This window comes from Streptomyces sp. DSM 40750 (genome assembly GCF_024612035.1).
In the GTDB taxonomy this organism is placed as follows: domain Bacteria; phylum Actinomycetota; class Actinomycetes; order Streptomycetales; family Streptomycetaceae; genus Streptomyces.
Map to the genome: position 1 here is coordinate 2,006,559 of NZ_CP102513.1, position 18,792 is coordinate 2,025,350.

Below are 18,792 nucleotides of genomic sequence, written 5' to 3' on the forward strand. Positions count from 1 at the left end.
CGCCCGGCCGGGCGTGCGGTGGCTCCGGGATGCACGGAGAACCGACGGAGACCCGATGGAACGACGCCAGCTGGAATATTTCATCGCCGTCGTCGAGCACGGGGGATTCACCGCCGCGGCCATCGCGCTCCATGTCGCCCAGCCCTCGCTGTCGCATGCGATCCGGTCCCTGGAGCGTGAATTCGGCGGAGCGCTGTTTCACCGTCTGCCGCACGGCGTCTCCCTCACCGCGGCGGGTGAGGCGCTGGTCCGGCCGGCCCAGCAGGTCCTGCGGGACCTGTCCACGGCCAGTTCCCTGGTCCGGGAGGTCCTCGGGCTCAACGGCGGCCGACTCGACATCGTTTCGCAGACGACCCTTTCGGTCGACCCCCTGGCCGGCCTGCTGGGGCACTTCCATCGCGCGCATCCGAAGGTCTCCGTGCGTGTGGTCGACCCGGAGCGCGGACCCGCCGTGGCGCTGATGGTCGCGGCGGGGCAGTGCGAACTCGGTCTGGTGGACGCCTCGGTGACCACGGCGGACCTCCATGGGATCGACCTGCCGGAGCAGGAGATGCATATCGTGCTGCCCGCCGACCATCCGCATCCGGCGGGCGACACCATCACCTCGCGCGAACTGGCCGCACTGGACCTGATCGTGACACCGCCGGGCACCGAGACCCGGGCCGCGGTGGACGACGTGTGCACCGCGCTGGGCGTCGCCCCGCGCATCGCGGTGGAGACCGCGCACCGCGCGATGATCGTGCCGCTGGTGCTCTCCGGCGTCGGCGCCGCCCTGCTGCCCGCCTCCATGGCCCGGGACGCCGCGCTGCGCGGGGCCCGGATGCTGTCCCATCGGCCGCGGCTGCTGCGCCACGGCCGGCTGGTCTGGCGGTCGGGCCCGCTGTCCCCCGCCGCCCAGGCATTCGTGGAACTGGCGTCCGTCCAGTAGGTATAGAAGTTTTCTATTGCCTTCATTCAAAACCGGTTCGTGGGAATTCAAGGCGTCTTGTTGACCGGCCTGAGCAGCGGCTGACACTTTTACCGCATCGCAGGCCCGTGGATTCCGGAGCAGCGAATCGGAGAAATGAATGAGTGAGTTCGACGCCGGACGGCACGTACTTCCGCGGCCCGACACCCACCGGCCCCTGACGACCGCGATGGACGTCCACGACCAGCCGACCGCCTTCTCCCCCATCGGCCCGGTCCCTCCGCCCGAGGGCGCGCCGAACGTGGTGATCGTGCTCGTCGACGACCTGGGCTTCGGCACCTCCAGCGCGTTCGGCGGACCGTGCGAGATGCCGGCCGCGGAACGACTCGCGGACGACGGACTGCGTTACACCCGCTTTCATGTGACGGCCCTGTGCTCGCCGACCCGGCAGGCCCTGCTGACCGGACGCAACCACCACTCGGTCGGCATGGGCGGCACCACCGAGATGACCACCGCCGCCCCCGGGTACAACGGGTTCCGGCCGCGCAGCGCGTCGACCCTGTCCCAGATTCTGCAGGGCAACGGCTACAGCACGGCCGCCTTCGGCAAGTGGCACCAGACCCCGCCGCGGGAGATCAGCGCAATCGGGCCGTTCGACCGCTGGCCGACCGGGGAGGGCTTCGACACCTTCTACGGGTTCATGGGTGCCGAGATGAACCACTGGTATCCGCTGCTGTACCAGGGCACCACCCCGGTCGAGCCGGAGCGCCGGCCCGAGGACGGCTACCACCTGTCCGAGGACCTCGTCGACCACGCCATCGACTGGGTGCGCACCCAGCGCACGCTGACTCCGGGCCGGCCGTTCTTCACCTATCTCGCGCTGGGTGCCGCGCACGCGCCGCTGCACGTCGGCCGTGAGTGGCAGGAGAAGTACCGGGGACGGTTCGACCACGGCTGGGACCGCCAGCGCGAACTGACGCTTGAGCGGCAGAAGGAACTCGGCGTCGTACCCGAGGACACGGAACTCGCGCCCTGGGCCGAGGGCGTCCCGCACTGGGACGAACTGACCGACAACCGGCGCCGGTTGGCGGCCAGGTTCATGGAGACGTTCGCCGGGTTCACCGAACACGCCGACGCGCAGGTCGGCAGGTTCGTCGACGCGCTGGAGGAACTCGGCGTACTGGACGACACGATCGTGCTCTACATCCTGGGTGACAACGGCGCCTCGGGCGAGGGCGGCATCGAGGGGACGATCGTCGAGCACCGGCTGGGGCACGGCATCGTCGACGACCCGGACGAGATGATCGACCACCTCGACGAGATCGGCGGCCCGCTCAGCTACCCGATCGCCCCGGCGGGATGGGCGCTGGCGCTGAACACGCCCTACCAGTGGACCAAGCAGGTGGCCTCGCACTTCGGCGGCACCCGGGACGGCATGATCCTGCACTGGCCCCGGGGGGTTCCCGAGCGCGGCGGGCTGCGTCACCAGTTCTCGCATGTGATCGACGTACTGCCGACGATCCTGGACTGCGTGGGAGTCCCGGCGCCGTTCAGCGTGGACGGGGTGCCGCAGCAGCCCATCGAGGGGGCGAGCATGCGGCGGACGCTCGCCGACCCCCGGGCGCCCGAGCACCGCCGTACCCAGTACTTCGAGATGTGCGGCAACCGGGGCATCTACCACGACGGCTGGATGGCGGTCACCCGGCACGGCATCCCCTGGGAGATGGTGCCGGACAAGCACCGGAGGTTCACCGACGACGTCTGGGAACTCTACGACCTCGGCCACGACTGGAGTCAGGCTCACGACCTCGCCGCCGAGCACCCCGAGAGACTGCGCCAGTTGCAGGACCTGTTCCTGATCGAGGCGGCGAAGTACCAGGTGTTCCCCCTGGACGACCGGGTCACCGAGCGGGAGAACCCGGCCGTGGCCGGACGTATCGATCTCATGGGTGACCGGACATCCATCACCTACCGCGCGGGTATGCGGCGGTTCACCGAGGAGACCACGCTCAACGTCAAGAACCGCTCGCACAGCGTCACGGCGGACGTCGACCTGCCGGAGACTGCGGCCGAGGGCGTGATCATCGCGCAGGGCGGACGGTTCGGCGGCTGGAGCCTGTACGTCACCGAGGGCAGGCCGGCGTACGCGTACAACTACTTCGGCATGAACCTCTACACCGTGCGCGGTGGCAAGTCCCTGACACCGGGGCGGCACGAGATCCGGCTCGAGTTCGACTACGACGGCGGGGGACTCGGCAAGGGCGGGACCGCCGTGCTCCTGGTGGACGGGGAGAAGCACGCGACCGGAAGGGTCGAGCGGACCATCCCGTACTACTTCTCCTTCGACGAGACGCTCGACGTCGGGGTGGACCTGAGTACGCCGGTGACCGACGACTATCCCGTCCTCGACAACGAGTTCACCGGGACCCTTCACACGGTGCGCATCGACCTGGACGACCGGAGCACCGAATCGTCCGAGTTCGACGGCGGACTGCACCGGCGCGTCATGGGTGCCCAGTGAACTGCTGCACGCCGTCCGGCGGCCGGGCCACGGACCGGGCACCGGGACTCCGGCGGTCCACCGTCCGCCCGGCGGCCACCGAGGGCATGGTGGCCGTCCCCGCCGGCGGGTTCCTCATGGGCAGCGACGACGCGTTCGCCTGTGCGGCCGACGGGGAAGGCCCGGTGCGCACGGTGTACGTCGACGCGTTCTGGATCGACGCCCGCACGGTGTCCAACGCACAGTTCGGGCGGTTCACCGCCGACACCGGGTACCGCACCTCCGCGGAGCGGATCGGCTGGTCGTTCGTCTTCGCCGGGTTGCTCCCGGACGACTTCCCGCCCACCCGGGGCGTGGTGGGCGCACCCTGGTGGCGTCAGGTGGAGGGCGCCGACTGGCGCCGTCCCGACGGACCGCACTCCACCTGGGAGGACCGGGCGGATCACCCGGTCGTCCATGTCGACTGGGACGACGCCCGCGCCTACTGCGCCTGGGCCGGCAAACGCCTGCCCACCGAGGCGGAATGGGAACGCGCCGCCCGAGGGGGGCTGCACGCGAAGGTGTTCCCCTGGGGCGACGAGTTCGAGCCGGGAGGCCGACCCCGGATGAACGTGTGGCAGGGCGACTTCCCGAACCGGCACCCGACGGCCGACGGCTGGTACGGCACCTGTCCGGTCGACGCCTTCGAGCCCAACGGCTTCGGTCTGTACAACGCCACCGGCAACGTCTGGGAGTGGTGCGGGACTCGCTTCTCCCCCGCCCGCGACGCACAGCGGCGCGTCACCAAGGGCGGCTCCTACCTGTGTCACGCGTCCTACTGCCGCCGCTACCGGGTCGCCGCGCGGCAGGGCCTCCACCCGGACTCGGCAACCGGCAACGTGGGGTTCCGGTGCGCCCTGGACATGACCTGAACCCTTTCGACTCCCTCACTCGGACAACGGCGCGAGACGCCCGGCGCACAAGGAGCAGGACCATGGCGAAGCGAACAACACAGTGGCGTCCCGGGGCGGCCGTGATGGCCGTACTCGGTCTCGCTCTGACCGCCTGCGGTGGGGCGAAGGTCGGCGACGACTCCGCCGCGCCGGACGGCGGTTCGGGCAAGTGCGGCACCTTCAACCTCGCCGTCAACCCGTGGGTGGGCTACGAGGCGGACGCGGCGGTCGTCGGCTACGTGGCGGAGCACGAACTCGGCTGCGAGGTGGTCGAGAAGGACCTCAAGGCGGAGATCGGCTGGCAGGGGTTCGAGACGGGCGAGGTCGACGCCATCCTGGAGAACTGGGGCCACGACGACCTGAAGAAGAAGTACATCACCGAGCAGAAGACCGCCGTCGACCTCGGGTCGACCGGCAACAAGGGAATCATCGGCTGGTACATCCCGCCGTGGATCGCGAAGAAGTACCCGGACATCACCGACTGGAAGAACCTCAACAAGTACGCCTCGAACTTCAAGACCTCCGAGTCGGGCGGCAAGGGCCAGCTCCTCGACGGCGACCCGTCGTACCAGACCAACGACGAGGCGCTGGTGCAGAACCTGAAGCTGGACTTCAAGGTGGTGTACGCGGGCAGCGAGACCGCGCTGATCCAGGCTTTCCGAGAGGCCGAGAAGAACAAGGAGTGGGTGATCGGCTACTTCTACGAGCCGCAGTGGTTCTTCTCTGAGGTGCCGCTGGTCCACGTCGAGCTGCCCGCGCACACGAAGGGCTGCGACGCGGAGCCGGCGAAGGTCGCCTGCGACTATCCGGTGTTCGACCTCGACAAGATCGTCAGCACCCGGTTCGCGAAGTCCGGCAGCCCGGCCTACGACCTGGTGAAGAACTTCACGTGGACCAACGACGACCAGAACACCGTCGCCAAGTACATCGCGCTCGACAAGATGACACCGGAGGCGGCGGCGAAGAAGTGGGTCACCGCGAACCCCGAGAAGGTCAAGGCCTGGCTCGGGTAGGACCCGCGGGCACGCTCGGGTAGGACCCGCGGGCACGCTCGGGTAGGACCCGCGAGCGCGGAGCGCAGCGGCTGCTGGGGAGCGCGAGAAGCACTGGTTCTCGCGCTCCCCAGCAGCCGTTTCCGGCCGGACCACGAGCTCGTCGACCGCAGCCGTCCGGCGGGAGGCCCGGTGCGCGGCGAAGAACTCAGGGGTCACCCGGCGCAGGGTGGCCCCTTCCGCGTGGCGCGGCGAGGAGGTGACCGCCGGAGTGCCGGTGGCACAGCCCTTCGGAGGCCCATCCGCAGTCGGGCGCCTCACGTCACTCCCGGCCCGGGTGAGGGACCCGTTGTGCGCCACTTCCCTTGACAACCCCGGAGCCGAGCGGAAACCATGTTGCACATGTAGAAGTGAGTTGCGTTATACGAGACGATCCGAAGGCTCCCCGTGATGGCGGTACGCCGGACCGAAGACGGCGAACGTCCTGCCGTACGTCACCGTCGGGGAGCAGGTGAGGACCGCCACGGGCGCCCCGCTTCCGCGCCACATCCACTCTTGCGCGCGCTCGCGCGCCTCCGGTCCGACCAGTACCAGCTGGACCAGCCGACACTCTTCAACCGGCTCCGCCGCACCCTGCGCCCCGACAGAAGGAAGAGGCAGATGTCCGTTCTGAACACGCCCCTGCACGAGCTGGACCCGGATGTCGCCGCCGCCGTCGACGCCGAGCTGGACCGCCAGCAGTCCACCCTGGAAATGATCGCCTCGGAGAACTTCGCTCCGCTCGCCGTCATGGAGGCCCAGGGCTCGGTACTGACCAACAAATACGCCGAGGGCTACCCCGGCCGCCGCTACTACGGCGGCTGCGAACACGTCGACGTCGCCGAACAGATCGCCATCGACCGCCTCAAGGACCTCTTCGGCGCCGAATACGCCAACGTCCAGCCCCACTCCGGCGCCTCCGCCAACCAGGCCGCGCTCTTCGCACTGGCCCAGCCCGGCGACACCATCCTCGGCCTGGACCTCGCCCACGGCGGCCACCTCACCCACGGCATGCGCCTGAACTTCTCCGGCAAGCAGTTCAACGTCATCGCCTACCACGTCGACACCACCACCGGACTCGTCGACATGGCCGAACTGGAACGCCTCGCCAAGGAACACCGCCCCAAGGTGATCATCGCCGGCTGGTCGGCATACCCGCGCCAGCTCGACTTCGCCGCCTTCCGCCGCATCGCCGACGAGACCGGCGCGTATCTCTGGGTCGACATGGCCCACTTCGCCGGCCTGGTCGCCGCCGGACTGCACCCCAACCCCGTCGAGCACGCCGACGTCGTCACCTCCACCACCCACAAGACGCTCGGCGGTCCCCGCGGCGGCATCATCCTCGCCAGGAAAGCCTTCGCCAAGAAGCTCAACTCCTCCGTCTTCCCCGGCTTCCAGGGCGGCCCCCTGGAACACGTCATCGCGGCCAAGGCCGTGTCCTTCAAGGTGGCCGCGAGCGAGGAGTTCAAGGAACGCCAGCACCGCACCGTCGAGGGCGCGAAGATCCTCGCCGAACGCCTGACCGCCGCCGACGCCCGCGCGGCCGGCGTCGACGTCCTGTCCGGCGGCACCGACGTGCACCTGATCCTCGTCGACCTGCGCGAGTCCGAACTGGACGGGCAGCAGGCCGAGGACCGCCTCCACGAGGTCGGCATCACCGTCAACCGCAACGCCGTCCCCAACGACCCCCGCCCCCCGATGGTCACCTCCGGCCTGCGCATCGGCACCCCCGCCCTCGCCACCCGCGGCTTCACCGCCGAGGACTTCACCGAGGTCGCCGACGTCATCGCCGAGGCACTGAAGCCGTCGTACGACGCGGAGGCGCTGAAGACCCGGGTCAAGGCCCTCGCGGACAAGCACCCGCTGTACCCGGGGCTGGGCAAGTAGCCCCTGGGCCCTCGGCCGGGGTCACGACCCGCACCCCGGCCCGGGACCGCCCGTACCCGTAACCCCGGCTTCACGGGCATGTGGTCCCGCTTTTCGGGGGCACCGCGCACACTGGCAGTGAGCGCGGTGCCCCATCCCCCGCACAACCTCCCCCGTTCTGAGGAGTCACCGTGGCCATCTCGGTCTTCGACCTGTTCTCGATCGGCATCGGCCCGTCCAGCTCCCACACCGTCGGCCCGATGCGCGCCGCCCGGATGTTCGCCCGCCGGCTGCGGAACGAGGAACTGCTCACCGGCGTGGCCTCGGTACGCGTCGAGCTGTACGGCTCCCTGGGAGCGACCGGCCACGGCCACGGCACCCCCAAGGCCGTACTCCTGGGCCTGGAGGGCGCCTCACCGCGCACGGTGGACGTCGAGTCCGCCGACGGCCGGGTGGAGTCGATCAAGGAGTCGGGCCGTATCCGTCTCCTCGACGACCACGAGATCCCCTTCGACTTCGACCAGGACCTGGTCCTGCACCGTCGCGAGACGCTGCCGTACCACGCCAACGGCATGACGATCTGGGCGTACGACGCCGAGGGCGCGGAGCTGTTGTCGAAGACGTACTACTCCGTCGGCGGCGGCTTCGTCGTCGATGAGGACGCGGTCGGCGCGGACCGCATCAAACTCGACGACACGGCCCTCAAGTACTCCTTCCGCACGGGCGACGAGCTGCTGCGCCTGACCAAGGAGACGGGCCTGTCGATCTCCGCGCTGATGCTGGAGAACGAGCGGGCCTGGCGCACAGAGGACGAGATCCGTTCCGGGCTCCTCGACATCTGGCGCGTCATGCAGGCCTGCGTCTCGCGCGGCATGTCCCGCGAGGGCATCCTGCCCGGCGGCCTGCGCGTGCGCCGCCGCGCGGCCATGTCGGCCCGCCAACTCCGCGCCGAGGGCGACCCGCTGGCCCGCGCCATGGAATGGATCACGCTCTACGCCATGGCGGTCAACGAGGAGAACGCCGCCGGCGGCCGCGTGGTGACAGCCCCGACGAACGGCGCGGCCGGCATCATCCCCGCGGTCCTGCACTACTACATCAACTTCGTCCCCGGCGCGGACGAGGACGGCGTCGTCCGCTTCCTGCTGGCCGCCGGCGCCATCGGCATGCTCTTCAAGGAGAACGCCTCCATCTCCGGCGCCGAGGTCGGCTGCCAGGGCGAGGTCGGCTCCGCCTGCTCCATGGCCGCGGGAGCACTGGCGGAGGTCCTGGGCGGCAGCCCCGAACAGGTCGAGAACGCCGCCGAGATCGGCATGGAACACAACCTCGGCCTCACCTGCGACCCCGTCGGCGGCCTCGTCCAGATCCCCTGCATCGAACGCAACGGCATGGCCGCCGTCAAAGCCGTCACCGCCGCCCGCATGGCGATGCGCGGCGACGGCACCCACAAGGTGTCCCTCGACAAGGTCATCAAGACGATGAAGGAAACCGGCGCGGACATGTCCGTCAAGTACAAGGAGACAGCCCGCGGCGGGCTCGCGGTGAACATCATCGAGTGCTGAGGGGATGAGGAGCCCGTCCGTACCGCATGTGACGTTTGAGCATGCAGGTGCGCTGGGTATTGCGGGCAGCCTGTGTGACGGCTGTGCCCAAGTCACGGGAATGTACCGGGGGATGAAGGATGGCTCTGCGCGCAGCACGGCATCGGCGTTCGGTGAAGCGGCGTGTCCTTGCCGGGGTTTCCGTCGCCGCGGCGGCCGGGATCGCCGTCACCGCGACGATGGCCATGAACGCCGAGGCGGCGTGGACGTCGACGTGGAACGTGTCGGCCTCCGGCTGGACCCCTGACGATTCCCCCACGGTGTCGGTCGACCGGCAGGGCGACGCCCTGCTGGCCTGGAACGCCTGCGACCTGTCGACGCCGGGCTGCTACTACCGGATCCAGGCCAGAGTGAAGACCGCGAGCGGCACGGTGACAGCGATCCGCACCCTGTCGCCCGACGGTGCCGCGCCGTCCTGGCCGGAGGCCGCCTCCGACGACACCGGCGACTCGGCGGTGGTCTGGCAGCAGGACAGCCAGGTCGTGGGCCGCCGGGTCTCGGCCTCCGGCAGCCTCGTCGGACCCCTGCAGAAGCTGTCCACGTCGGCGCCCGCGACCACCCCGGTGGTCGCCGTGACACCGGGCGGCAGCGCGATGGCGGCGTGGACGGAGATCCGCGACGGGAGCTGGTACGCGGTCGCCCGCCGCCTCAGGCTCGACGGGACGGTCGGCGCGGCCATCACCCTCGGCTCGGGCTCGGCCGAGAAACCGGCCATCGGCGTCGACCGAAGCGGCCAGTTCGTCGTCGCCTGGGCGCGGGCCTCGGACGTCGTGGCCAAGCGGATCACGTCGACATCCGTTTCCTCGACGAAGGTGCTCACCTCGCCCATCGCGTCGTACGGCGGTTTCGGCATGGTGCGGGTCGGCGTGGACCGGGACGGCGACGCGGTCGTCACCTACCACTCCGGCGGCGGCTCCGTCTCGCAGGTCTGGGCCTCTCGCTGGAGCCGCACGGGCACCCTGGCGGCTCCCCTGCGCATCTCGGCCTCCACGGACAACGTGGGCTTCCACCACGCCCTCGCGACCGACCTCGACGGCGACTCGATGATCGTGTGGACCCGCTACAACAGCAGCGGCAAACTCGAGCTGCTCGGCCGCCGCCTGTCCGCGGCCGGTGCCCGGGGCGCCGTCACCGGCCTGGGTCTCGGCGACCGCCCCGACCTGGCCCTCGACGACGACGGCGACGGCATGCTGGTCTTCCACACGGTCGTCCCCAAGTCGACGCCCCCGTACAGCTACACCAAGACCAGCGCCCGCCTGATCAGCCGTTCCGGCACCTTCGGCACCACGAAGACACTCACGTCGGACGGCCGGGTACCCCAGGTCGACACCCGCCCGACCTCCCGGTTCACGGTGATCTGGCAGCAGGAGAGCTTCCCGTACACGATCAAGTCGGTCACCGGTCCCTGACCGGTTTCAAGTGCCCCGCTGCTCCCGCTCGGCGGGTTCGCCACTCTTCCCTCTGTCAAGGAGATACATGCGCAAGAGCGCTGCCTTTGCTCTGCTCGGTGCCGTCGCCGCGCTGGCCGGCTTCGTCGTCCCTGGTGCCTACGCGGGCGAGACCCAGACCGACGTCCACATCAGCAACGTCTCCTTCGACGGGGGCAAGAACATCGTGGTCGGTCTCTACGCCAAGACGATCACGGTTTCAGGGACCTTCACCCACCCGTCGGGCATCCAGGACGCGGACTTCGTCCTGTGGCGTGGACCGGATGGTGCGAACCCCTACGAGGCATACGACGACCGCATCGTGTCGAACCAGTACTACTCCCATGCGGACTGCGTCGCCTCGAGTGCCACCACCTCCATCTGCTCGCAGACGATCTCCCTCGAACCGGACTGGAGGTACGGCGGCACCGCGCTCACCAACGCCCACGCCGGCACCTGGAAGGTCAGTGTCCAGGGGGTGGCCAATGACGACAGCTGGACCCAGTCGGCGAGCTACACCACGACCCGTCTGCAGCGGCAGTCCAAGCTCACCGTGAACGCGGGCCCGGAGCCGATCGCCAAGGGCAAGCCCCTCGCCGTCACCGGCAGGCTCACCCGGGCCGACTGGGACAACCTCGATTACCGGGGTTACACCAACCAGCCGGTCAAGCTCCAGTTCCGCAAGGCCGGCACCACGACCTACGCGACCGTCAAGACCGTGTACACCTCCAGCACCGGCAACCTGACGACCACGGTCGCCGCGTCCGAAGACGGCTACTGGCGCTGGAACTTCGCAGGCACCTCCACCACCCCGGCCGTCAAGGCGACCGGCGACTTCGTGGACGTGCAGTAACCGTACGTCGCTCTCGACGGCCCACGTTCGCACGGCGATCACATTCCCGTCGCCGAGCCCCCGGTCAGCGACAAGCGGGGCCGCGCCGATGCGGCGCGGCCCCGCTTTGCCGGTGGCCCGCTCAGGACCCGCTGTCAGCGGCCCTGTTCCGGACCGCGCCCGCTGCTCACAGTCCTCCCGTGTATTCGAAGATGTAGAGCCCGTGGTCGCGGTCCGAGGCGGCGACGTACTCCTTGCCACCCGACTCGAAGACCTGGGCACCCCAGAAGTTGTTGCCGCTCTCGTCGATGTAGTGGCCCACTTCGACGATCTCGTCGTCGACGATCTTCGCGACGCGCAGACCGGCCGCGTAGTACGAGAAGTAGAGCAGATCGGCCCGCTTCTCGGAGACGGCCACCTCATGGATGGAGAGGTCGCCGGATCCCGTCGCGTGGGCGGTGTCGTGCGCCTCGGGGACGGCGTAGGTGTCGAGCTCCGTGAGCTTGCCGCTCTCGTTGCGGTAGAGGTGAGCGTAGCCCCAGCCGTCGAAGTACGACGAGAAGGTCAGCCGGTCGCCCTTGGTGCCGAGCGTGACCGGCAGCTGCGCGGGGCCCGTTCCGGCCACGCAGGCCGCGTCGTCGTACGGCTGCCCGAAGATGGCGAAGCCCTGGCCGCGCGGTGCGACGCCGAAGGTCGGGATGTCGCCCTCGACGCTCATGCCGAGCGTCTGGTCGCAGGCGTCCGTGCCGGTGCGGTTGAAGACGACTACGGCGTCGTAGCCGCCCGCCGCGATGATGTTCGTGACCTTCTCGGTGAAGGTGCACACGCCGCGCTCGACGACGGCGACGTCCACGGCGTTCGGGTCACCGGCGGGGACCGCCGGGTCGCCGGCGCAGGCCTGGCCCACGAAGACGGAGTCGCCGGTGATGGTCTGCCCCTCTTCCAGGCGCGTGGTGTTGCTGCCCTGGCTCGCGGCGATCTCGGTGCCGTCGGTGAGGTTGCGGGCGGTGAGCGCGTACGGTCCGAAGTCCTCGTCGGCACCGATGACGTACTTGTTGTCGAGGGTGAACTCGGCCTGGTGGGCGTTTCCTTCGGGCGCTACCTCGAATCCGCTCTCCAGCGCCTCGGGGTCGAGCGTCGCGAAGTCGGTGTCGCCGAGGTAGGTGGCTTTGGCCGGGTCGGTCACGTCGAGAGTGACGTAGCCGCCGTCCCAGTAGGAGGCGAGCATGATCTGCCGGCCGCCGATCTCCTTGACGACCATGTCGTGCAGGAAGATCTCGCTGAGGTTGGACGGCGCGTCCTGGACGATCTGCGGGAAGGTCTCGTCGAGGTCGTACTCGGCGATGACCTTGGCCTTCTTGGGGTTGGTGATGTCGACGATGTCGACGTCCGGACCCTCTTCGTTGTCGACGATGACGGCGTACGCCTTGGCACCCGCGTCCCAGGCGAACACGCTGTGGATGTCGTTGGCGCCCTTCTTGCCCTGGCCCATGACCGTGTGGTCGCCGACGCCTTCGGCGAGCGGGGTCGGATGGGCCGGGTCGCTGACGTCGTAGAGGTTCATGCCGCCGAAGCCGGCGGTCTCCTTGCACTTCTCGTTGTTGCTGACCAGCACATCCCCGTTGAAGTACGGGGTGTCGATGTGCAGGGTCTGGATGCCCTCGCCCGGTGCGCTGCCCTCCTTCGCCTGGATGAAGGCGACCTCCTTGGGCGCGGCGGGCTTGCGGATGTCCACGACGTGCACGCCGTTGTACTTGCAGGTCGCGCCGCCCCAGGCGGCGAGGTAGGCGTGTCCCTTGAAGACGCCGACGTCGGCGATCTTCTCGGGCTCGACGTTCTTCAGGCCGAGTTTGCTGACGAGCCGGACGTTCTCGCTTCCGGCGGGGAGATGGCCCTCGTCACCACCGTGCTGGTGGCTGTGGTGATCGTGTGTGGCCCCGGCGTTGTCGATACCGCCGTCGTCGGCGGAGACACCGTCATGTGCTCGGGCGACACCGGCGAAGGTGCCGGCGACGAGGCCCATCGCGGCGAGACAACTCGCGGCGCGTACGCGGGCTCTCGCTCTGCCCATGGCTCTTCCCATGGCTCTCCTTGGTCTGAGAGTGAAGAAGGCGCGGGGGGCGGCGAGGGGAACCTACTCTGTGCCCGGCCTGTGAGGAAAGGGTCACGGAGCCGCGTTAACGTGATCGTATTCACCGTCGGCTTCCGACGGAGTGTCAGCGGTGGCTGCGGTCACGGAAGTTCTGTGCCGCGGAGGCGGACCGTGCGCTGGATCGACTACGACCGCCGGCGCGCGGCGCGCCGCCCTGAGCGGGACCAGGCGGCGCCCGTGTGCGTCGGCGTCGGCGGATTACTTGTCGGTGCCCACGGATTACTTGGTGTCGACGTAGTCGCCGGCGGCCTTGGGGAGGCCGTCGTGGTGGTGCCCGCGAAGGCGTAGCGCCAGTAGCCGTCGGCGGAAGCGGTGACCGTGGTCCTCAAAGTGCCGGTGCTGCTTGTCGTGACGGACTTGACCGTGGTGTAGGTGCTGGTGCCGGCCTTGCGGAACTGCGGTTTCACCGACTGGTTGGCGTACCCGTGGTACGCGTTGTCGTCCCAGTTGGCCCGGCTGAGCTTGCCCGTCACGGTCAGCGTCGTGCCCGCGCTCACCGGTTCGGGCGAGGCGTTGGTCGTGAGCTTGGCGTACACACAGGGCAGACCCACCGGCCTGGTCCATGGCGATGGGATGAACAGATCTGCGGAGTGTAGAAGCATGCGCGCAAGCCGACTGCGGCAGGGCGGCGATGGTGCATTGCCGGCTCGCGAGTGCCGCCGGGCGTCGGCCCTTGGCGGGCGTCGCGTCGCATCCATCGCGGTACGGCGCCGAGCGGGGAGGGCGGCAACGCGTACGCCACCGAGGCCATGGTGGCTCTTGAGGCTGCGCGCAGGACTGGACCAATACCGCGCCAACGGTCATGATGACGCTGTCATGACAAGGTTGTCTCCTGGGCGGTGACCGTGCGCGCATCCTTCGTCAGGGCCACTCTGGCCGCCGTATTCCTCCTGGTGTCGCTGACGCCCGTCCCCGCGGCCGCACAGGATCCCGCTCCCGAGACCGCCACCCCATCAGAAACGGCCGAGTCCGCCGCGGCCGCGGCGGACTGGACGGCACCGCTCAGCACGCGGGGTCGCTGGATCGTCGACGCGGACGGCGACCGCTTCAAGCTGCGGTCCGGCAACTGGCATGGGGCCAGCGGCACCTGGAACGGTTCGGGAAGCACGGACGCGGACGCCAACCACCACGCGGGCGAGAACTCCGGCCGGATACCCCTCGGCCTGGACCGCGCCCCCATGGCCGAGATCATCGCCGGTTTCCGGGAGATCGGGATCAACAGCATCCGGCTGCCCTTCTCCAACGAGATGATCCACGACAGCGTCCCCGTCGCGGACGACGCCGTGGCCGCCAACCCCTTCCTGCGCGGCAGGACTCCTCTCCAGGTGTACGACGTCGTCGTTCGCGAACTCACCGCCGCCGGTCTCGCCGTGATCCTCAACAACCACACCAACACCACCCGCTGGTGCTGCGGAGTCGACGGCAACGAACGCTGGAACACGAGCCGGTCCACCGGCACCTGGGAGAACGACTGGCTCTTCATGGCCCGCCGCTACAAGGACAACAAGCGGGTCGTCGGCGCGGACCTCTACAACGAGGTGCGCCGTGACATCTGGGACGACCCCAACTGGGGCCTCGGTGACGACCACGACTGGTTCACCGCCTCACAGCGCGTGGGCGACCGCATCCTGACGGAGGCCAACCGCGATCTGCTGATCATCGTCGAGGGCATCAACTGGACCGGCATCCCCGTCGACGGCCTGGCGCACGAACGTCCCACCCTGGAACCCGTACGCCGCCTCTCGCACACACTCGTCGACTCGGGCAAGCTCGTGTACTCCGCCCACTTCTACGACTACACCGGCCCCCACCACAGCGGCGCCACCGGAACGGGCGAGACCACCGACCCCCGCTACCGCGACCTGACCCCCACCGAACTGATCGACGTACTGAACCGCCAGGCGTTCTTCGTCACCGCCGAAAAGGACCAGCACTTCACCGCCCCCGTCTGGATCAGCGAGTTCGGTATCGGGGGCCGCGCGGAGACCGGCGCCCGGCAGCGCGCCTGGTTCGAGAACTTCGTCGACCACCTGATCCGCACCGACGCCGACTTCGCCTACTGGCCGCTCGTCGGCTGGCACGAGAACCGCACCGGCAACGGCTGGGCCCTGCTGCACTGGGACGCGGCGGGCAACCGCATGGGCCTGTACGACGGTGACGACTGGCGGGCAACCGCCTGGACCCGGCTCATCGGGGCCCAGGGCCGCACCGGCCGTATCGACCCGGTGACCGACTGGTCGATGCTCAGCCCTGATCACGGCGACTTCGTCGCATCGCGGCGGATGCGCGCCCTGCCCGACTGGGACTCCGGAGCCCGCAAGGCCGTCTGCCCCGACGGCCGGCGCCTCCTCGGCCTCAGCCACACCGGCAACCGGGGCCTGTGCTCGGACGTGTCCGCCGGCCCCGTGTGGGACCCGGCCGCCGGACACAAGGTGATCGTCGACGAGCGGTACGTCACGCCGGGCCGGGACTGGGCGACCGGATACACCAAACTCCAGTGCCCCGACGGCCACTTCATGACCGGCTACAGCGTCCGTGGCGCCGCCGTCTCCGCCGCCCTGTGCGCAGCCGCCCCGCCCGGCTCGATCGCCGGCACGAGCGGCCGCACCGTCTGGTTCGACCGTGGCGACAACAGGGGCCCGGCCCCCAGGGGCGGCGACTTCGCGCAGGGCCACTACAAAGGCCAGTGCGCGGACGACGAGTACGCGGCCGGGATCGCCTACACGGCCCGGGTGGGCTCCTCGCGCACCCCCGACGCGCTCTACTGCCGACAGCTGAGCTGATCCTCCCGCGCGGCGCGGGTCGCACGGTCACAAGTACGCCATCGACAAGGTGGCGCGATCGACAAGGTGGCGCGTCAGACCTTGAGCTCCGGATACGCCTCCCGGATACTTCCGGCCACGGCGTACTGTCGAGCCGCACAGGCCCCGCAGCGCCGAACGACCCGTGCTGCCCAGCGTCTACAGCGACGTCCGGTGCTCGGAGCGGGGAACCGCGGACGCCGCACCGCAACCGCGGTGGCCGAAAACGTGTCTCTCTCTGCGCGCGGCCCGGACGCACGGGAGACGGGTGAGGCTCCGGTGCACGGCAGCCTTGGGGGATGGAATGAACACATGGGAAGTGCCCGGATACACCGAGTCACTGGAGCTCGGGTCCGGGGGAAGCGGGCGGGTCGTACTGGCCGTGCACGAGGAGACCGGAGTTCCGGTCGCGGTGAAGTACCTCAGCGAGTCACTGCGCACCCGGCCGGGCTTCGTGCACGAGTTCCGCGCGGAGGCGCGGCTGCTCGGTGGACTGCGGAGTGCGTACGTCACCGGCTTGTACGAGTACGTGGAGAGCACGCAGGGCGCCGCCATCGTGATGGAACTGGTCGACGGTGTCTCGTTGCGGACGCTGCTGACCAGAGAGGGCCCGCTCGACCCCGAGGCCGCGCTCGTCATCCTCAAGGGATCGCTGCTCGGTCTCGCCGACGCGCACCGCGTCGGTGTCGTCCACCGCGACTACAAGCCGGAGAACGTCCTGGTCATGCCGGACGGAGCGTCCAAGCTCGTCGACTTCGGGATCGCGGTGGACGCGGGCACCAGCGCCGGTGTGGCGGGAACCCCGTCCTACATGGCCCCGGAGCAGTGGACCGGCGCGCCTGCCTCTCCCGCCGCCGACGTGTACGCGGCCACGGCCACGTTCTTCGAGTGCCTGACGGCCCACAAGCCGTACGCGGGTGACAATCTCGCCGAACTCGCCCTGCAGCACATCGACGCGCCCGTCCCCGTGGACGAGGTCCCCGAGCCGATACGGGACCTGGTGCGGCGCGGTCTGGCCAAGGACCCGGAGGAACGGCCCGCACGGGCCGAGGCGTTCGTCACCGAACTGGAGGCGGTCGCCGGCGGCGCCTACGGGCCCGACTGGGAGGAACGCGGTCGCGGCCGGCTCGTCGCACTGGTGGCACTGCTGCCGCTGCTGCTGCCCTCGGCCCGTACCGCGCCCCGGACCACGGACACCGCACGCACGGTTCTGAGCCAGGAGTCGGGTCAGTCGGGTCAGTCGGGTCAGTCGGGTCACGGCTGGGCACGGTCGTGGCTGCCCGGCCGGTCCGGGATGCTCGTGTCAGGTGCCGCCGTACTCCTGGGTGTTCTCCTGACCTACGGAATCCAGCACACACCGGGAGCTGCTCCGCAACAGGCGGCTCAGGCCCTGGCCACCACCAGCGCCCAATCCGGTGCGGAGTCGACGGAGCCCACCGCTCCGACCGGGTCGGCCTCCCCGTCCCCGACGCCCACCGCGTCAGCCGACGTGTCGGCGTCACCCGGCCTGTCGCCCTCGGCGCCGGCGACCACCGGTACGGGGGAACCCACGGCCTCCGACACCTCGGGCGGAGCGCCGGACACGACGCCGCCCGGCGGCGCGGAGAGCACGCCGCCGGCGCCGACGACCACTTCCCCCGCCCCGCCTGCCGCTCCGGCCGTGAAGGACGTCGCGGTATCGGCCTTCCGGCAGACGGGTCCCACGACCGCCACGGCGACCATCGACGTCATCACGGACGGCACCGGGCCGGTCTCCATCACCGTCTCGTGGTTCAGGGGCGACACCGCGGGACAGCTCGGCGCCGCGGACGGTGCGCCCCAGACCTTCGAGCGCAGTGGCGCGGGGCAGTACACGATCACCGTCGACCACTCCTTCCCACGCGGCGGCTGCTTCTGGGCGGTTCAGGCCACGACCAGCCCGGCCTCCGCCGACGGCGGCGCCTCGCAGCAACTTCTGACCAGGCAGTGTGAGATCCGATGACCGCTCAGCACGACCGAACTCCCGCGCCCGCCGAAGACCACGAGCCGACCCAGGTGCTGGTACCCACCGACGAGCGCACCTCCACCCTCCATCTCGGCCCCGTCGGGGGTCGCCCCGCGAGCGGCGAACCAGCCTCCGCCGACGCCGAGTACAGCGCCACCGTGCTGGCCAGCCACTGGATCCAGAGACCCCAGTCGGGCGACACTCTCGTCGAACATCAGCCCTCCACGGAGAATGGGCCGACGCCGCCGGATCGCGTCGAAGGCACCCTGCTGCGCTTCGGCCCGGGCGTGACCGCCGACGTCGCGCACCGCACCCACCGGACGCTGCCCGCCGTACCGCCACCTCCCCCGCCCCCGCGCAGACGGCTGCGCGGACAGGCTCTGCCCGCGCTGGTGGTGCTCTGCGTCCTCGCGTTCCTCGCCTGGCAGCGCCTCGGTCCGTCCGTCGCGGTGAGCACGGTGGCGGTCACGGCCAGGCCGACGGTTCTGGGGTGCGACGGCACCGCGGACATCGTCGGCCTCGTCAGGACGAACGGCCGTCCGGGCACACTCTCCTACCGCTGGAGCCGAAGCGACGGCACCACCTCGGGCGTCCTGCGTGAAGTGGTGGTCCGGGGCCAGAGACAGGCGCGTCTTCACCTGCTGTGGACTTTCCAGGGCGAGGGCCACCACTCGGCACAGGCCGAACTGCGCATCCTCTCCCCGACCCACCACGTGGTCACCGCTCACTTCACGTACGACTGCCCCTGACGGGCCCAGTCCG

The 18,792-nt window shown here is 69.8% G+C and carries 12 protein-coding genes and 1 pseudogene; 11 read left to right on the forward strand and 2 right to left on the reverse strand.

The window, feature by feature from the left end; all coding sequences use genetic code 11:
• Positions 1-55 precede the first annotated feature (55 nt).
• The 8 genes from JIX55_RS08915 (at position 56) to JIX55_RS08950 (ending at position 11,114) form a co-directional block, all read left to right on the forward strand.
• Complete coding sequence (locus tag JIX55_RS08915; RefSeq protein ID WP_257562762.1) at positions 56-928, forward strand: LysR family transcriptional regulator; 873 nt, start codon at positions 56-58, stop codon at positions 926-928.
• Between the two features lie 139 nt (positions 929-1,067).
• Complete coding sequence (locus tag JIX55_RS08920; RefSeq protein WP_257562763.1) at positions 1,068-3,428, forward strand: arylsulfatase; 2,361 nt, start codon at positions 1,068-1,070, stop codon at positions 3,426-3,428.
• Between the two features lie 86 nt (positions 3,429-3,514).
• Positions 3,515-4,318, forward strand: a complete 804-nt coding sequence (locus JIX55_RS08925; protein WP_443046700.1) for a formylglycine-generating enzyme family protein — start codon at positions 3,515-3,517, stop codon at positions 4,316-4,318.
• Between the two features lie 62 nt (positions 4,319-4,380).
• Positions 4,381-5,352, forward strand: a complete 972-nt coding sequence (locus tag JIX55_RS08930; RefSeq protein ID WP_257562765.1) for an ABC transporter substrate-binding protein — start codon at positions 4,381-4,383, stop codon at positions 5,350-5,352.
• 639 nt (positions 5,353-5,991) lie between these two features.
• A complete protein-coding gene (glyA, locus tag JIX55_RS08935; protein WP_257562766.1) occupies positions 5,992-7,257 on the forward strand; it encodes a serine hydroxymethyltransferase in 1,266 nt (421 codons plus the stop codon).
• 170 nt (positions 7,258-7,427) lie between these two features.
• Positions 7,428-8,795, forward strand: coding sequence for an L-serine ammonia-lyase (locus JIX55_RS08940; RefSeq protein ID WP_257562767.1), 1,368 nt, complete (start codon positions 7,428-7,430; stop codon positions 8,793-8,795).
• A gap of 119 nt (positions 8,796-8,914) precedes the next feature.
• Entirely contained in the window at positions 8,915-10,243 is a 1,329-nt protein-coding gene (locus tag JIX55_RS08945; RefSeq protein ID WP_257562768.1) for a hypothetical protein, read from the forward strand.
• 67 nt (positions 10,244-10,310) lie between these two features.
• Entirely contained in the window at positions 10,311-11,114 is an 804-nt protein-coding gene (locus tag JIX55_RS08950) for a calcium-binding protein (protein WP_257562769.1), read from the forward strand.
• 166 nt (positions 11,115-11,280) lie between these two features.
• Here JIX55_RS08950 and JIX55_RS08955 read toward each other — a convergent pair whose 3' ends face one another.
• Positions 11,281-13,164 (reverse strand): PA domain-containing protein, encoded by a 1,884-nt coding sequence (locus JIX55_RS08955; protein WP_257562770.1) that lies wholly within the window; start codon positions 13,162-13,164, stop codon positions 11,281-11,283.
• Between the two features lie 300 nt (positions 13,165-13,464).
• Positions 13,465-13,778: pseudogene (locus tag JIX55_RS08960) on the reverse strand (hypothetical protein); the annotation flags it as partial.
• A gap of 312 nt (positions 13,779-14,090) precedes the next feature.
• On the opposite strand from JIX55_RS08960, the gene JIX55_RS08965 reads away from it, so the two are divergent.
• The 3 genes from JIX55_RS08965 to JIX55_RS08975 all read left to right on the forward strand — a co-directional run bounded on the left by JIX55_RS08965 (position 14,091) and on the right by JIX55_RS08975 (position 18,779).
• Positions 14,091-16,028, forward strand: coding sequence for a glycoside hydrolase family 5 protein (locus JIX55_RS08965; RefSeq protein ID WP_257569268.1), 1,938 nt, complete (start codon positions 14,091-14,093; stop codon positions 16,026-16,028).
• A 322-nt stretch (positions 16,029-16,350) separates the two neighbouring features.
• The gene (locus JIX55_RS08970) at positions 16,351-18,027 is read left to right on the forward strand and encodes a serine/threonine-protein kinase (protein ID WP_257562771.1); all 1,677 of its coding nucleotides are present in this window, start codon (positions 16,351-16,353) and stop codon (positions 18,025-18,027) included.
• Positions 18,024-18,779 carry a hypothetical protein gene (locus JIX55_RS08975; RefSeq protein ID WP_257562772.1) on the forward strand — a complete coding sequence of 252 codons (756 nt, stop codon included), beginning with the start codon at positions 18,024-18,026 and terminating at the stop codon, positions 18,777-18,779. The genes JIX55_RS08970 and JIX55_RS08975 overlap by 4 nt, the downstream gene beginning before the upstream one ends.
• The last annotated feature ends 13 nt before the right edge of the window (positions 18,780-18,792 follow it).

Excerpts from the sequence above, each read along its gene's own strand:
- JIX55_RS08920 (WP_257562763.1), top strand. The coding sequence starts at position 1,068 with ATGAGTGAGTTCGACGCCGGACGGCACGTACTTCCGCGGCCCGACACC.
- JIX55_RS08915 (WP_257562762.1), top strand. The coding sequence starts at position 56 with ATGGAACGACGCCAGCTGGAATATTTCATCGCCGTCGTCGAGCACGGG.
- JIX55_RS08950 (WP_257562769.1), top strand. The coding sequence starts at position 10,311 with ATGCGCAAGAGCGCTGCCTTTGCTCTGCTCGGTGCCGTCGCCGCGCTG.
- JIX55_RS08955 (WP_257562770.1), bottom strand. The coding sequence starts at position 13,164 with ATGGGCAGAGCGAGAGCCCGCGTACGCGCCGCGAGTTGTCTCGCCGCG.
- JIX55_RS08925 (WP_443046700.1), top strand. The coding sequence starts at position 3,515 with ATGGTGGCCGTCCCCGCCGGCGGGTTCCTCATGGGCAGCGACGACGCG.
- glyA (WP_257562766.1), top strand. The coding sequence starts at position 5,992 with ATGTCCGTTCTGAACACGCCCCTGCACGAGCTGGACCCGGATGTCGCC.
- JIX55_RS08975 (WP_257562772.1), top strand. The coding sequence starts at position 18,024 with ATGACCGCTCAGCACGACCGAACTCCCGCGCCCGCCGAAGACCACGAG.
- JIX55_RS08930 (WP_257562765.1), top strand. The coding sequence starts at position 4,381 with ATGGCGAAGCGAACAACACAGTGGCGTCCCGGGGCGGCCGTGATGGCC.
- JIX55_RS08970 (WP_257562771.1), top strand. The coding sequence starts at position 16,351 with ATGAACACATGGGAAGTGCCCGGATACACCGAGTCACTGGAGCTCGGG.
- JIX55_RS08945 (WP_257562768.1), top strand. The coding sequence starts at position 8,915 with ATGGCTCTGCGCGCAGCACGGCATCGGCGTTCGGTGAAGCGGCGTGTC.